Source organism: Pararhodobacter sp., assembly GCF_034676075.1.
Lineage (GTDB): Bacteria > Pseudomonadota > Alphaproteobacteria > Rhodobacterales > Rhodobacteraceae > Pararhodobacter.
In genome coordinates this window covers 1-14,539 of sequence record NZ_JAUCCQ010000100.1, presented here as the reverse complement: position 1 = coordinate 14,539, position 14,539 = coordinate 1, and the positions used below count along the sequence as shown (strand labels likewise).

At 69.3% G+C, this 14,539-nt stretch carries 16 protein-coding genes and 1 pseudogene; 8 read left to right on the top strand and 9 right to left on the bottom strand.

Annotated features, from left to right (window positions below):
• From VDQ18_RS18375 to VDQ18_RS18365, 3 genes and pseudogenes are all read left to right on the top strand, one after another.
• A pseudogene (locus VDQ18_RS18375) lies at positions 1-338 on the top strand (lysine decarboxylase); the annotation flags it as partial.
• 101 nt (positions 339-439) lie between these two features.
• Positions 440-1,120: a response regulator transcription factor gene (locus VDQ18_RS18370; RefSeq protein WP_323022356.1), complete on the top strand. Its 681-nt coding sequence runs from the start codon at positions 440-442 to the stop codon at positions 1,118-1,120.
• On the top strand, positions 1,120-2,457 hold the full coding sequence (locus VDQ18_RS18365) for an ATP-binding protein (protein ID WP_323022355.1): 1,338 nt from the start codon (positions 1,120-1,122) through the stop codon (positions 2,455-2,457). Before VDQ18_RS18370 ends, VDQ18_RS18365 begins: the two co-directional genes overlap by 1 nt.
• Position 2,458: 1 nt before the next feature.
• Here the strand turns inward: VDQ18_RS18365 and VDQ18_RS18360 are convergent, their stop codons facing one another.
• The 6 genes from VDQ18_RS18360 to VDQ18_RS18335 all read right to left on the bottom strand — a co-directional run bounded on the left by VDQ18_RS18360 (position 2,459) and on the right by VDQ18_RS18335 (position 7,640).
• Positions 2,459-3,058: a DsbA family protein gene (locus tag VDQ18_RS18360; protein ID WP_323022354.1), complete on the bottom strand. Its 600-nt coding sequence runs from the start codon at positions 3,056-3,058 to the stop codon at positions 2,459-2,461.
• Positions 3,055-3,771: a L,D-transpeptidase gene (locus VDQ18_RS18355; protein ID WP_323022353.1), complete on the bottom strand. Its 717-nt coding sequence runs from the start codon at positions 3,769-3,771 to the stop codon at positions 3,055-3,057. Before VDQ18_RS18355 ends, VDQ18_RS18360 begins: the two co-directional genes overlap by 4 nt.
• Positions 3,768-4,583, bottom strand: a complete 816-nt coding sequence (locus VDQ18_RS18350; RefSeq protein WP_323022352.1) for a TlpA disulfide reductase family protein — start codon at positions 4,581-4,583, stop codon at positions 3,768-3,770. Before VDQ18_RS18350 ends, VDQ18_RS18355 begins: the two co-directional genes overlap by 4 nt.
• A 143-nt stretch (positions 4,584-4,726) precedes the next feature.
• On the bottom strand, positions 4,727-6,103 hold the full coding sequence (locus VDQ18_RS18345) for a TRAP transporter large permease (RefSeq protein ID WP_323022351.1): 1,377 nt from the start codon (positions 6,101-6,103) through the stop codon (positions 4,727-4,729).
• Entirely contained in the window at positions 6,090-6,596 is a 507-nt protein-coding gene (locus VDQ18_RS18340) for a TRAP transporter small permease (RefSeq protein ID WP_323022350.1), read from the bottom strand. The genes VDQ18_RS18345 and VDQ18_RS18340 overlap by 14 nt, the downstream gene beginning before the upstream one ends.
• Positions 6,597-6,605: 9 nt before the next feature.
• Complete coding sequence (locus tag VDQ18_RS18335) at positions 6,606-7,640, bottom strand: TRAP transporter substrate-binding protein (protein WP_323022349.1); 1,035 nt, start codon at positions 7,638-7,640, stop codon at positions 6,606-6,608.
• A gap of 278 nt (positions 7,641-7,918) precedes the next feature.
• Here VDQ18_RS18335 and VDQ18_RS18330 point away from each other — a divergent pair, with 278 nt between their 5' ends.
• The 4 genes from VDQ18_RS18330 to VDQ18_RS18315 are packed head-to-tail and all read left to right on the top strand — an operon-like array spanning position 7,919 to position 10,984.
• Positions 7,919-8,806 (top strand): 3-keto-5-aminohexanoate cleavage protein, encoded by an 888-nt coding sequence (locus VDQ18_RS18330; RefSeq protein WP_323022348.1) that lies wholly within the window; start codon positions 7,919-7,921, stop codon positions 8,804-8,806.
• Positions 8,803-9,243: an acyl-CoA thioesterase gene (locus VDQ18_RS18325; protein ID WP_323022347.1), complete on the top strand. Its 441-nt coding sequence runs from the start codon at positions 8,803-8,805 to the stop codon at positions 9,241-9,243. Before VDQ18_RS18330 ends, VDQ18_RS18325 begins: the two co-directional genes overlap by 4 nt.
• A 2-nt stretch (positions 9,244-9,245) precedes the next feature.
• Entirely contained in the window at positions 9,246-10,016 is a 771-nt protein-coding gene (locus VDQ18_RS18320; protein ID WP_323022346.1) for a cyclase family protein, read from the top strand.
• A 59-nt stretch (positions 10,017-10,075) separates the two neighbouring features.
• A complete protein-coding gene (locus VDQ18_RS18315) occupies positions 10,076-10,984 on the top strand; it encodes a LysR family transcriptional regulator (protein ID WP_323022345.1) in 909 nt (302 codons plus the stop codon).
• Between the two features lie 2 nt (positions 10,985-10,986).
• On the opposite strand, the gene VDQ18_RS18310 is transcribed toward VDQ18_RS18315, so the two are convergent.
• On the bottom strand, positions 10,987-12,198 hold the full coding sequence (locus VDQ18_RS18310) for an FAD-dependent monooxygenase (RefSeq protein ID WP_323022344.1): 1,212 nt from the start codon (positions 12,196-12,198) through the stop codon (positions 10,987-10,989).
• A gap of 124 nt (positions 12,199-12,322) precedes the next feature.
• On the opposite strand from VDQ18_RS18310, the gene VDQ18_RS18305 reads away from it, so the two are divergent.
• Complete coding sequence (locus tag VDQ18_RS18305; RefSeq protein WP_323022343.1) at positions 12,323-13,204, top strand: AraC family transcriptional regulator; 882 nt, start codon at positions 12,323-12,325, stop codon at positions 13,202-13,204.
• On the opposite strand, the gene VDQ18_RS18300 is transcribed toward VDQ18_RS18305, so the two are convergent.
• Together VDQ18_RS18300 and VDQ18_RS18295 are read right to left on the bottom strand one after the other, a co-directional pair.
• Entirely contained in the window at positions 13,201-13,605 is a 405-nt protein-coding gene (locus tag VDQ18_RS18300) for a RidA family protein (protein ID WP_323022342.1), read from the bottom strand. The genes VDQ18_RS18305 and VDQ18_RS18300 overlap by 4 nt on opposite strands.
• Positions 13,606-13,627: 22 nt before the next feature.
• Positions 13,628-14,539, bottom strand: a 912-nt coding sequence (locus tag VDQ18_RS18295) for an AMP-binding protein (RefSeq protein WP_323022341.1), incomplete at its 5' end; no start/stop codon positions are given.

Sequence of the window (14,539 nt, the reverse complement as noted above, 5' to 3'; positions counted from 1 at the left end):
TGGCGCGGCTCTCGACCGAGATCTACCTGACCGACCACCACCCGGCGATGACGCCGACCGAGGCCTTCTCGTGCATCGCCCGGCGCAAGACCCAGCGCGTGCCGATCGACGAACTGGAAGGCCGGATCACCACCAGCCTCGTGACCCCCTATCCGCCGGGCATCCCGCTCTTGATCCCCGGCGAAGTGTTCAACGCCAAGATCGTCGATTACCTGCGGTTCAACCGCGAATTCGCCCGCGAATGCCCGGGGTTCGAGACGGATATCCACGGGCTGGTGCAGGAAATCGGGCCGGACGGGAACATGCACCACTACGCCGATTGCGTGGCCGAGGAATAAGCCCCTCACGGCATCGTCAGGGGCGGCCCCTCCCCTTGCCGGGAGGGGCGCCTTAAGACGGGCTTAAGGTGCCGGGTCCAGACCGGCACCGGAGGTGGCTCTTGCGCATTCTGGTCATCGAAGACGACCCGGTTCTGGCCAATGGGCTCAGCGTCGGGCTCAGGCTCGCGGGTTTCTCGCCCGAGGCGGTCGGCTGCCTGGCCGATGCCCGTGCGGCGCTGGCAGGCGATGCCGGGGCCTTCGGCGCCGTGGTTCTCGACATCGGCCTGCCCGATGGCGAGGGGACCGAGCTGCTGGAGCAGATGCGCGCGGCGGGCGACCGGCGGCCGGTGCTGCTGCTGACCGCGCGCGACCGGGTGGCGGACCGCATCGCCGGGCTCGATCAGGGCGCCGACGATTACATGGGCAAACCCTTCGATCTGGACGAACTCGCCGCCCGCCTGCGCGCCCTTCTGCGCCGCAACGAGGGGCGGGCGCGGCCGGTCCTCGAATGGAACGGGCTCATCGCCCGGCTCGACACGATGACCGGGGATTTCCACGGCGCGCCGGTCAAATTCTCGCCCCGCGAATTCGTCCTGCTGCATCACCTGATGGAACGCCCGGGCGCGATCCGCTCGAAGGCCGAGCTGGAAGAACGGCTCTATGGCTGGAACGAAGAGGTCGAAAGCAACACGGTCGAGGTCCATGTCCACAAGCTGCGCGCCAAGCTGGGCGCCGGGTTCATCGAGACGGTGCGCGGCATGGGCTACCGGCTGGCGGCCGAGAGCGGGGGCGCGGGCTGATGTCGATCCGCCTGCGGCTGATCCTGACGCTGACGCTGGCCACGCTCGCCGTCTGGCTCTCGGCCGTGGTCTGGATCGAGCATTCGACCCGCGCGCAGGTCGAACGGGTGCTGGACACGCGGCTGGCCGAGGCGGCGCGGATGGTGTCCTCGCTGCTGTCGGACCGGCGGATCGCGCTGGCGGAAACCGGCGAGATCTTCACCACCGACGCGGCGCCCGGCTACCTCCGGCAATTGTCCTGCCAGATCTGGTCCGAAACCGGCGCGCTGGTCGGTCAGTCGAGCGGCGCCCCCGAGGGCCCGCTGACCGAGGCCCGGGCGGCGGGCTATTCCACCTCGGTGATCGAGGGCGAGGATTGGCGCGTCTTCACCGTCCATAATGCCGAACTCGGCCTCAGCGTCATGGTCGGTGACAGCATCGCCGTGCGCGAGCGGCTGGTCTTCGACGTGATCGGCGGCCTGCTGCTGCCCGCCGCGGTGATCCTGCCGCTGCTGGCCATGGCGCTCTGGATCGGCGTGTCGCGGGGGCTGCGCCCGCTCGACCGGCTGACCGAGGCGCTGCGCCAGCGGTCTCCGCAGGACATGTCGCCGCTGCCCCTGGCGCCTGCCCCGCCGGAACTGCGCCCCGTGCATCAGGCGCTGGACGGGCTCTTCGCCCGGGTCCGGCAGGCGCGCGCCCATGAACGCGATTTCACCGCCTTTGCCGCGCATGAGTTGAAGACGCCGCTCGCCGGGCTGAAGACCCAGGCGCAGATCGCCCGCCGCGCCCCGGACGAGGCGACGCGGCAGGCGGCGCTGGCCGAGATCGAGGCCTCGGTCGCGCGCTCGGACCGGCTGGTGCGGCAGCTTCTGGACCTGAGCGCGCTGGAGGCGGGCGAGGCCGAGGCGCAGGCGGTGGCTCTGGGGTCGATTCTGGAGGATGTGCGGCGGGACCTCGCGCCGCTTGCCGCCAGACAGGGCGTGACGCTGGCGATCACCGGCGGCGCGGCGGCGACGCTGCCGCTGCCGCGCGTCCTGCTCTACACCGCGCTGCGCAACATCGCCGAGAACGGGATCCTCGCCAGCCCCGCAGACGGCGCCGTCCGGCTATTCGCGCGCTGCGAGGCGGCACGCTGCGTGATCGAGGTGGCGGACCAGGGCCCCGGCATCCCCGCGGCGATCCGCACCCGCATCACCGAACGCTTCTTCCGCGGCCCGGGGGCGCCGGTGGGGGGCAGCGGGTTGGGGCTGGCCATTGCCGCCGCCGCCGCCGAGCGGCTGGGCGCCACGCTGGATTTCCCGGCGCCGGGCGCCGAGCGCGGGCAGGTGGTTCGGCTGGTGCTGCCGCGCCCGGACTAGTCTAGGCGCGGGCCTCGCGGATCGCCTGTTCCAGCCCCGGACGCTCCAGCACGCCCGGGAAGATCTGCGTGCCGATCACGAAGGACGGTGTGCCGATGAAGCCGAAACCTTCGGCCTGGGCATGAGTCCGGCGCAGAAGCGCATCCCATTTCGCCCCCTCGGCATCGTAGGAAGCCAGCGCCTCCTCGGGGTTCACCACCTCGCCCACGACGGCCATCACCGCCTCGAAATCCAGCGACCCGCGGGTTTCCATCAGGGCGTGGCTCACCGCCTCGTAGGCGCCCAGCGCCACCGAGCCCAAAGCCAGCTGCGCGGCAAAGACCGAGGGCGCGCCAAACACCGGCCAATCCTTCAGGATCAGCCGGATATTGCCGTCGCGCGCCACCAGATCGGTGACGACCGGGTGCAGCGCTTTGCAATAGGGGCATTGGTAGTCGAAATATTCGACCAGCGTGACATCGCCCTCGGGATTGCCCAGCACCGGCGCATCGGGGTCGAAATGGACCTCTTCAAGGCTCGGCGCCTCTTGCGCGGCGAGCGTCGCGGGCAGGGTCAGCGTGGCACCGGCGGACAGCAGAAGAATGCGGCGGGTCAGGATCATTCGAGCACTCCGGTGTTGCGGGTCGCCTCGGGCGGGGTGGTGCCCTGCCCGCGTTCGCCGGGCCCGAGAACGACCACCCTGGTGCCGCTGCGCACCCGCGCGGCCAAGTCGATGATGTCCTGATTGTAGAGCCTGATGCAACCCGAGGACACCGCCTGCCCCACGGTCCAGGGCTGGGGCGTGCCGTGGATGCGGTAAAGCGTGTCGCGCCCGTCCCGGTGCAGATAGAGCGCGCGGGCGCCCAGCGGGTTGTCGATGCCCCCGGGCACCCCGCCCGCGTATTCGGCGTAATCGGGGTTGCTGGCGATCATGTTCTGGGTCGGCGTCCAGCGCGGCCAGTCACGCTGATAGGGGATCCGCGCCTCGCCGGTGAACTGGAACCCGGCCTCGCCCACCGCCACGCCATAGCGCAGCGCCCGGTTGCCCGGCTCGACCAGATAGAGGAAGCGGTCGTGGGGGTCGACGATGATCGTCCCCGGCGGGTGGTCGGTCCAGTAATCGACCTCCTGCCGGACGTTGCGGGCGCTCAGGTTTTCCAGCGGCACGGCGGGGATGATCTCGTCCCCGTCCTGCAGCGCGCGGTAGCGGGCCAGAACCTCGGGCGGCAGCGGCGGCTCGGCCGGGGCCTCGGCCACCGGCGGTTCGGAAAAGGGCGCGGCGGCGCAGGCGCCCAGCAGCAGGGCGAGGATCAGGGTCAGGGCAGGTCGGATCATTCCACGTCTCCTCCGGCGGCGCGCATGCCTGACAGCATGGCGGCGCGGGATACTTCGCCGGTGGCCCGGGCGCTCACCCGGCCGTCGGCGTCGAAAAACAGCGTCGTCGGCAGGCCGACGGCGCCAAGCTCGCGCATCAGGGCGCTGTCGGGGTCAAGGACGATCCCCGTCCCTTCCAACCCCTGAAGATCGAGGAAATCCTCGATCGTGCCGCGGTCCTCGCCCTGATTGGCGAAGACCACGTCGATCCCGGGATGGGCCGCGGCCAGCTCCATCATCATCGGCATTTCGCGTCGGCAGGGCGGGCACCAGCTGGCCCAGAGGTTCACGACCAGCGGCCGCCCCTCGCGCTGGGTCAGCACCACCGGCGGCCCCTCCAGTGCGGCGAAGGCGCGGGCGGGAAGCGTCACGGCGGGCGCCCCGGCGAAGGCCAGGACCGACAGGCCCGCCCCCGCCGCCAGCGTCAGAACCCCCGCCAGCGCCATGCCCGATGCGGGGCGCCGGATCAGCAGCGCCAGCACCAGCACCCCCAGCCCGGCAAACCCCCCAAGGACCGAGAAGCCCCCCTGCCAGAGGGCAAGGGCACTGAGCGGTTCCTCGGCAAAGACGGCGCGGTTTTCGTAGACATGCAGGATGCGCGCGCCCAGCACCCAGGCCAGCATTGCCCCGCCGACCGGCAGAGGCAGCGGGCGACCCTGCCGGCGGGCCAGCCATTCGACCAGACCGCCCAGCGCAACCAGTACGCCCGCGGCAACGATGGCGGCGAACCGGGCGATGTCGAAGACCAGCGGCCCGATCTGGACGGCGCTCATGACCCCCTCCGCAGGGCGGAACAGGGCAGAACGGCGACAGGCGGGCAAAGGAAGGCGAGGGCTTTCATGCCGCCGACTTCCCCCGCCCGCCTTACACCAACCTTAAGGCTAGCCGCCCCTTCGCCGCGATGACACAGAGGTGATCAGATCAGCACGAACAGGATCGCCGGGAACAGGATCAGCAGACCCACCCGCACCACCTCGGCCGCGAAGAACATCGAGGCCCCGGCAAAGATGCTGCCCATCGGGGTCGAGGGGGTGATCGCGCCGATGATGAAGACATTCATCCCCACCGGCGGGGTGATCAGCCCCAGTTCGATGACGATCAGCATCAGGATGCCGAACCAGATCTTCAACTCGTCCGGCCCGAGGCCAAAGGCCGCCTGATCGGCGCTGACATACTCCCCGCCGTTCACCGCCAGCATCACCGGCCACAGGAACGGCACGATGACCAGGATCATCGACAGCGATTCCAGGAAGCAGCCCATGATGATCAGGCAGCCAAGGCAGATGACCAGCATCAGATAGGGGTCGATCCGGGCCGTTGCCGCCCAATCGGCCAGGCCCATCGGCAGGCCCGAGCGGGTGAAGAAGCTGGTCAGCACCGCGGCGCCGAAGAGGATGGCATAGATCATCCCCGAGGTGACGGCGGTGCTGAGCACCGCCTCGCGCAGACCGTTCCAGGTCAGCCCGTCGCCCGTGATCAGCCGCCGCGCCGCACCGTAGAGGATCACCGCCAAGGCGCCGATGGCTGCCGCCGGGGTGGGCGTGAAGATGCCGAAGGCCAGGCCGAAGATCAGCGCGCCGAAGATCCCGGCGACCGGCAGGAAGCGCAGCAGGGCGCGGAGGCGCTCAGGCCCCGGCATCGGCGGGATGACCGGCGCGGCTTCGGGGCGCAGGCGGGTGTAAAGGGCGATGACCGCGACGAAGAAAACCACCGCGATCAGCCCCGGCAGGATCGCTGCGCGGAACAGGTCCAGGATCGAGGCCTCGACAATCACCCCATAGATGACCAGCGCGACCGAGGGCGGGATCAGGATGCCCAGCGTCCCGCCCGCCGCCAGCACCCCGGCGCTGAACCCGGGCGCGTAACCGCCCTTCTTCAGCTCCGGCAGGGCGATCCGCCCCATGGCCGAGGCCGTCGCTGCCGAGGACCCGCAGACCGCCCCGAAGCCCGCGCAGGCGACGATGGCCGAGATGGCCAGCCCGCCGCGCATCCGGCCGATCATCGCCTGGATGCCGTCGAACAGGTCGCGGCTGAGGCCCGAGAACCCCGCCACGTAGCCCATCAGCACGAACAGCGGGATGATGGTCAGGTCATAGCTCGCCATGCTTTCCCACAGCATCGACTTGAACTGCCGCAAGTACGGCTCGAACCGCAGGAAGGGCGCGACGACGCTCAGCGCATAGCTGCCGCCGAGGCCCACGGCGATCATCGCCACGACGACCGGAATGCGCAGCAGGATCAGCAGCAGCAGGACGCCCAGCCCCGCCAGCCCGGTGATTTCACGCGGGTCCATGCGCGGCCTCCTCGCCTTTCAGCGCGTTCAGGGTCATCACCGCCGCGACCAGCGCCCAGAGCAGCATCGACACCACCCCCGGCCAGTAGAACGGCCATTGCGGCCATTCGAGGATGCCGGTGGTCAGACCGTCGCGCCGCACTTCCAGCGCGCCGATGGCCATCCACCAGGCCAGGAACAGCGCGATTCCCGTGGTCAGCGCATAGGCGATGACGCGGTTGGCACGGCCGACCCAGCGCGGCGCCGGGTCGATCAGCAGGCCGACCGCCACATGCCCGCCCCGCCACTGGCAGAGCGGGAAGAAGGCCAGCGCCGCGACGCTGGCCAGCAGTTTCACCACATCCTCGTAGCCGTAGATCCCCGGCACCCGGATGTCCCAGCCGCGCAGCGCCATGTCGGCGGCGAGCGCGCCGACATTCACCGCCGTCAGCGCGATGATCAGGGCCAGACACAGCCCGCCGATCATCGCCCAGAAATTGACCAGCGCGGTCATCACGGCCGGTTACTCGCCGTGGGCTGCGATGGCGGCGCGGGCCCGGGCGATCAGCCCCGCCCCGTCGATGCCCTGCCCCGCCACATCGGCGATCCAGCGCTGCGCCACCGCCTCGTCCGGGGCGCGGAAACTCTCCCAGGCCTCGGGGCTCAACTGCACCACGGGCCGCGTCTGGGCCATCCGCGCAGCCATCTCGGCCTCGAACGCATCGAAACCCGCGCCGACCTCGGCGGCGATGGCCAGCCCGGAATTGGCGTCGATCACCGCGCGCAGATCCTCGGGCAGGCTTTCGTACCGCTCGCGGTTCATGGCGAAGAGGAAGACCATGGTCCCGGCCCGCGCGCCCTCCGGCCCCTCGACCGAGGCGCCGGTGATCTCGGCCAGACCCATCGGGCCCGCGGCCTCGAAAGGCAGAAGCGCCCCCTCGACCGCGCCCCGCGACAGCGCCTGCGGCAGGTCGGGCACCGGCATGTTGACGGGCTCCGCGCCCCAGGCCTCGATCAGCCAGCCGCCGATGCGCGAGGGGGTCCTGAGCCGCATCCCCTGCAGATCGCCGACGCCCTCGATCGCCCCGCCGCGCATGTGCAGCACATAGCCGGAATGAACATGGACCAGCAGCGGATGCACGTCCTGAAGATCCTCGGCGAGTTCGGGCATCAGGTCCTGAATGGCCAGCGTCGTCGCCTCGGCCGAGTTCTGGTGCACGCCCGGCAGTTCGAACACCTCGAGCCGCTTGAAGAGGCCGGGCGTGTAGCTGGGCAGCGTCCAGACGATATCGGCCACGCCGTCGCGGACCTGGCGGTACAGCTCGGGCGCGGCGCCGCCCATCGACATGGCCGGATAGATCTCGACCGCGATGCGGCCGCCCGATTGCTCCTGCACGCGCTGCGCCCAGGGTTCCAGCAGCACCCGCTGGGCCGTGGAATTCGGCCCCAGGAAATGGTGAACGGTCAGCGTGACCTCTTGCGCCAGCGCCTGTCCGGCGGCGGAAAGGCCCAGCGCCAGCGCCAAGGCGGCGGCGAAACCCTTGGATTCGATGTGCATCTCTCACTCCCCGACTGATGCCGCGCCGGGTGCGATCCTCGGCGCCGGCTGGACCTTAGCGCAGGGCCACGTATCGGATTACTGGCAATTTCCGATGCGAACTATCGACCAGACCGATACGAAACCCATCCACACACCGACCCCACCCCGCCACCAACTATCGGCCCGACCGATAGCTCGCGTCGAAAATACGGCGAAACGCTTTGCCGGGAAGGCGGCTAGGGTCCGGCCAACCGGGCCGCCCCAAGGGGCCGCCGGTCCATCCAAGGGAGGTTCGCTTGAGCTCGAAACTGATCATCACCGTGGCGCCGACCGGGGGCATGGCCCCGAAAGAGGCCTCGCCCCACCTGCCCACCCAGCCGGACGAGATCGCCGCCTCGGTCACCGCCTCGGCCAAGGCGGGCGCCGCCATCGCCGCGCTGCACGCGCGCCGCCCCGACCATCTGGCGACCTGCAACCCGGACATCTACCGCGCCATCAACGAGAAGGTGCGCGCGGGCTCGGACATCATCATCAACAACTCGACCGGCGGCGGCTCGACCGGCGACATGGTGATCGAACGCCCCGACGGCATCGGCGAGAACAATTTCGACGAACGCCTGAAGGGCACGATGGCGGGCGCCGAAATGTGCACCATGGACGCCTTCACCGCGGTCGATACCGTGGTCCCGGGCAAGGAATTGCTGGTCCTGACCACGCCGGCCCGCTGCGAGGTTCTGGCCAAGGCGATGCAGGACAAGGGGATCAAGCCGGAATGGGAGGTCTTCAGCCCCGCCCATATCATCAACGACGCCGTGCGCCTGATCCAGAAGGGCTATGACAAGCCGCCCTATTTCTTCAACTTCGTGCTCGGCGCGAACCGCAATTTCCAGGGCGCCATGCCCTATTCGCACGACATCCTCGAATCGATGATCAAGCTCCTGCCGCCCGGGTCGATCTGGAACATCTCGGCCATCGGCACGGCGCAGCTGGCGGGGACCACGCAGGCGATGCTCTGGGGCGGGCATGTGCGCGTCGGGTTGGAGGACAACCTCTATTACGCCAAGGGCGAGAAGGCGACGAACGAGCAACTGGTCGCCCGCACCGTCCGCATCGCCACCGAATTGCAGCTCGACATCGCCACCCCGGCCGAGGCCCGCGCCATGCTGGGGCTGAAAGCGCGATGAGCGGGACCGCGCTGGTCTGCACGACCGAACGGCTGGTGGCGTGGAGCGAATGCGACCCCGCCGGGATCGTCTATTACCCCCGCTACGCCGAGATGTGCGACGCCAACACCAACGCGCTCTTTGCCCAGGCCACGGGTCAGGGCAAGCGCGAGACGCAGGCGCGCTACGGGATTGTCGGCTGGCCGATGGTCTCGTCGAACCAGCGCTATCTCAAACCCGCGACCTATGGCGATGTGGTGCGGGTCAGCAGCCGGGTGCTGCGGTTCGGGGGGTCGTCCATCGAGCTTTCGCACCGGATCGAGCATCAGGACGGCAGCCCGATTGCCGAGCTGACCGATACCCGCGTCTGGGCGGCACCCCATCCGGAAAAGCCGGGCGCCATCAAGGCCGCGCCGCTGCCCGCCGATTTCACCGCCTGTTTCTTTACCGAAGGGTGACCATGAGCCGCCTGATCGACCTGTCCGTCGCGCTGAAAGCCGGGATCGCCTCGGACCCGCCGCATATGCTGCCGAAGATCGAGTATCTCGACCATGCCAAGGGGGCCGAGGAATTCGCCATGCTGTTCCCCGGCCTTGCCCCCGCCGACCTGCCGGGCGGTGCCGGGGCGGCCATCGAATGGGTGACGATGACCACCCATAACGGCACGCATATGGACGCGCCCTGGCACTTCCACCCGACGATGGACGGCGGCGCCCCGGCGCTGACCATCGACCAGATCCCGCTCGACTGGTGCCATGGGGCGGGGGTGAAGCTCGATTTCCGCGACCGGCCGGATGGGCATGTCTGCTCGGCCGCCGAGGTGCAGGCGGAACTGGCGCGGATCGGGCACCGCCTTGCCCCGTTCGAGATCGTGCTGGTCAACACCGCGGCGGGCGCGGCCTATGGCCAGCCGGATTTCCTGGACCGCGGCTGCGGGCTGGGGCGCGAGGCGACGCTGTGGCTGCTGGAACAGGGCGTGCGCCTGACCGGCACCGATGCCTGGAGCTGGGACGCCCCCTTCCGCCACACCCGCGAGCGCTTTGCCGCCTCCGGCGATCCCTCGATCATCTGGGAGGGGCACAAGGCCGGGATGGAGCGCGGCTATTGCCATATGGAGAAGCTGACCAACCTGCACCTGCTGCCCGCCACCGGCTTTCGCGTCAGCGCCTTTCCGGTCAAGGTCGAGGGGGCCTCGGCCGGCTGGGTGCGGGCGGTGGCGCATCTGCCGTGACCCATTGACAGCGCGCCCGGCCTTTGCCCCCTTGGAGCCGGGGCGCGCGGAGAGAATGCATGCGGTTCAAGGGGCTCGACCTCAATCTGATGGTGGCGCTGGACCATCTGCTGACCGAACGCAACGTCTCGCGCGCGGCGGACAAGCTGTTCCTCAGCCAATCCGCCACCTCGGGCGCGCTGGCCCGGCTGCGCGAGTTCTTCGGCGACGATCTGCTGGTGCCGGTCGGCCGCAAGATGACCCTGACGCCCCGGGCGCAGGAACTGGCCGTGGCGATCCGCGCGGCGCTGATGCAGATCGAGACGACGATCATCGAACAGCCGCGGCTGGACCTGTCGACCGCCCGGCGCAGCCTGCGGGTCATCACCTCGGATTACGTGGGCATCGCCTTTTTCGCCAGCGTCGTACAGTCGATCCAGGCCGAGGCTCCGGGCATCAGTTTCACTTTCGTGACCCCCTCGTCCGATGCGACGCGGCAGATCGCCCGGGGGCAGGTCGACCTCGCGGTGATGCCGGAACGGTTCCTGGTGCCCGATCACCCCTCGCAACTGCTCTTTGCCGATGGCTATGCGGTGATCGTCGATGCGCAGAACACCCGGGTGGGCGACGTGCTGGATCTGGAGACCTTCATGGCCCTGCCGCAGGTCTCGGTCCAGCTGATCGACGGGCCGCCCAGCTACGAGACGGCGCTGGCCGACCGTTTCGGCAACAGCCGGGCGATCGACGTGCTGGCGACGAATTTCTCCAGCGTGCCGTTTTTCGTGCTGGGCACGCAGCGGGCCGCCATCGTCCACCAGCGGCTGGCGCAGATCGTCTGCCGGATGATGCCGCTGAGGATGTATCCGCCGCCGATGCCCCTGCCCGAGCTCAGGATCGCCCTGCAATGGCACCAGCTGGCCGATGGCGACCCGCTCCTGCGCCATGTCCGCACCCGGATCCTGGAACTGGCCGCGGCCGAGGGTCTCTGACCTCAGCCGCCCGCCTTGGTGAAACCGGCGATGCGGCGGTAATTGGCGGCCACCTCGTCCAGTTCGGCCTGGGTGATCAGATCCTCGATACGGTCCTCCGGTCCCGTGACCCGCGCGGCGGCGATATCCAGCACCTGCTCGGGCCCGCCCAGCCGGTTGGCGCGCACCACATTGGTGGCGATGGGCAGTCGCGCGGCCTCATAGGCCCTGAGCCCCTCGGGCCCGGGCGCCGCCGTCAGCGCATCGGCCAGCGCGCGGGCGTCCAGCACCGCCTGGCTCGCGCCATTGGCGCCGATCGGGTACATCGGATGCGCCGCATCGCCCAGCAGCGTCACGCGCCCCTCGGTCCAGAAGGGCAGCGGATCGCGGTCGATCATCGGGAATTCCGTCACGATCTCCGTGGCTTCCAGGATCGCCGCGATATCCATGTCGGGCATCTGGAAGGCGCGGAACGGGGTGATGTAATCCATCGTCGCGCCGCGCCGCCAATCGGCGTCGTCGATGTGGCGCGGGGCGGAATGGCGGATCTCGGCCACCCAATTGGTCAGCGCGCGGCCCTTCCGGCGGGCCTGTTCGCTGATCGGATAGGTCACGAATTTGCAATCGTGATCGCCCGCGATGACCATCGTGCAGCCGTCGCCGATCATCGGCATCTCGACCGCGCCGCGGAACATCATCGTGCCTTCGTAATTGAGCGGCCCGTCGGTCGGATGCATCTGCGCCCGGATCGGCGAGCGCAGCCCCTCGGCCCCCACCACCAGATCGCCCCGCAGGGTGCTGCCATCGGCGAACAGCACCTCGGCGCCCGCCGCATCCTGCCGGTAGCCGGTGACCGGGCGCCCGGTCTGGACCGCGGCCGCCCCGGCCCGCGCCCGCAGCGCATCGAGCAGCAGGAATTGCAGCTCGCCCCGGTGGATCGAGTATTGCGGCGCCGGGAAGCCCGCCGCCATGTTGCGCGGATCGGACTGGATCAGATGGCCGAAACGCGTGCGATACTCGATGCAGCGGGTCTGGATGGCGATGGCGTCCAGTGCCTCGGTCAGCCCCAGATCGCGCAGGATCTTCGCGGCCGAGGACATGACGTTGATGCCCACACCCAGCGGCCGGATCTCGGCCACGGATTCGAGGACCGTTACCTCGAAGCCCGCCTCGTGCAGGCACAGCCCCGCCGTCAGCCCGCCGATCCCGCCCCCGGCAATGATGATCTTGACCATGGTCTTCCCCTCCCCGTGGCGCCGGAACTCTGCGCCTGTCCTGCCCTCATCTCACCTTGCAGGGCCTGTGCGGACAAGCCACGCAGGTGATAAAGACTTTTCAATTCGCAACCTCGGGATTGCCATGACCCGCCCCTATCTCGACCGTCACCGCTTCGTCCTCGGCGATGCCTCGGCGCATCTGGGCTTCCTGCATTGCGAGCGATTGGCGGCGCGCAGCCATATCCATGACTGGTCGGTCGAGGCGCATTTCCACGAAGGCCTGTCGCAGGTGCTGGTCTTCGCCGGGGGCGTCGTCGAGGCGCTGATCGACCACAGCCCGGCCCGGATCGAGGGGCCTGCCGTGCTCTGGCTGCCGGCGCTGTGCAGCCATGCCTTCCGCTATCCCGTGGGCATGCAGGGCTGGTCGATCACGCTGCCGGCCAGCGACACCGCCCGCATCGCGGCCGAGGCGCCCTGGCTGGACGGCTGGATCGCCCGCCCGCAGGTGCTGTCAGGGCCGGGCCTGACCGAAACCCTGCTGCCCCTCGTCGCCCGGATCGAAGGCGAGAGCACCGGCACCAGCGCCGACCGCAGCATGGCTCTTGAGGCGCTGTTCCGGCTCTTGCTGATCGAAATGGGGCGCGGGCTGGCCGCCGAGGGCGCGGCCGCCACCGGCATCGCCGGGCGCAAGCAGCAGCTGGTCGCGCGCTTCCAGCGGCTGGTGGACGAAAGCGCCCCCCTGCCCGATGTCGCCGCGCTGGCCCGCCGCCTGTCGGTCACGCGCACACACCTAACCCGGGCGATCCGCGAGGTCACCGGCCGCACCGCCAGCGAGATCCTTGCCGAACAGCGGGTGCTGCGCGCCCGACGCAGCCTGGCTTTCAGCGCCGAACCGATCAGCGCCATCGCCTATGAGCTGGGATTTTCCAGCCCGTCCTATTTCACCCGTTTCCTGGTGGCCCGGACCGGCGAAACGCCCAGCGCCTTCCGCCAGCGCTTTCGCCGGGGCCTGACCACGGGTTAGGCTTTCGGGGCGATGAAGGCCGTGGCCTCGATCTCCAGGAGCGCCTCGTCCTCGACCAGATCCTTGACCACGACCAGCGACATGGCCGGGAAATGCTTGCCCAGCACCCGGCGATAGGCCGCCCCGATCTCGCGCTGATGGGCAAGGTAGGTGGCCTTGTCCTTGACGAACCAGGTCAGGCGGCCGATGTCGCTGGCCTCGCCGCCCGCGGCCTGGACCACGGCCAGGATATTCTCCAGCACCTGTTCCATCTGGCCGATGAAATCCTTAGCGACGAAGACCTTGTCGGCGTTCCAGCCGATCTGCCCGCCGACATGCAGCGTGCCGTCGGCCATCAGCATGCCATTGGCATAGCCCAGCGCCGGGGCCCAGCCCTCGGGGTGAATGACGGTCGGTTTCATGGTGGTACTCCGGTTGACTGGCTCAGCCCGACTGACGCAGGCGGAAACGCTGGATCTTGCCCGTTTCGGTCTTGGGCAAGGCGCGTGTGAAGATGATGGAACGGGGATATTTATAGGGCGCGATGGTCGCCTTGACGTGCTCTTGCAAGAGCTTGGCCAGCGCGTCGGACGGCGTCTCGCCCGCGCCCAGCACGATATGCGCCTCGACGATGGTACCGCGCGCCTCATCCGGCACGCCGATCACCGCGCATTCCGCCACCGCCGGGTGGGCAAGGAGCGCCGCCTCCACCTCGGGCCCGGCGATGTTGTAGCCGGCCGAGACGATCATGTCGTCGTTGCGCGCGGCGAAGTGGAAATAGCCGTCCTGGTCCATCACGAAGGTATCGCCGGTGATGTTCCAGCCGTTCTGCACGTATTCGCCCTGCCGGTCGCCATAGAGGTAGCGGCAGCCCGTCGGCCCCTTGACCGCCAGACGCCCCGGCTCGCCGGGCGGCAGTTCCTCGCCATCGGGGCTGATCACGCGCGCTTCGTAGCCGGTGACCGGCTTGCCGGTGCAGGCCGGGCGGTGGTCGGTGAAGCGGTTGGTGACGAAGATATGCAGCATCTCGGTGGCGCCGATCCCGTCCAGCATCGGCTTGCCGGTCTTGGCCATCCATTCGTCATAGACCGGCCCCGGCAGCGTTTCCCCGGCCGAGACGGCGGCGCGGAGCGAACTGAGGTCCGCCCCCTCGTCCATCGCCCGCATCATCGCCCGATAGGCGGTCGGCGCGGTGAAACACACGGTCGCCCGGTATTTCTGGATGATCTCGATCATGTTGGGGGGCGTCGCGTTCTCCAGCAGCGTCGCCGCCGCGCCGAACCGCAGCGGGAAGATCGCGAGGCCGCCGAGCCCGAAGGTGAAGGCCAGGGGCGGCGAGCCCACGAAGATATCCTC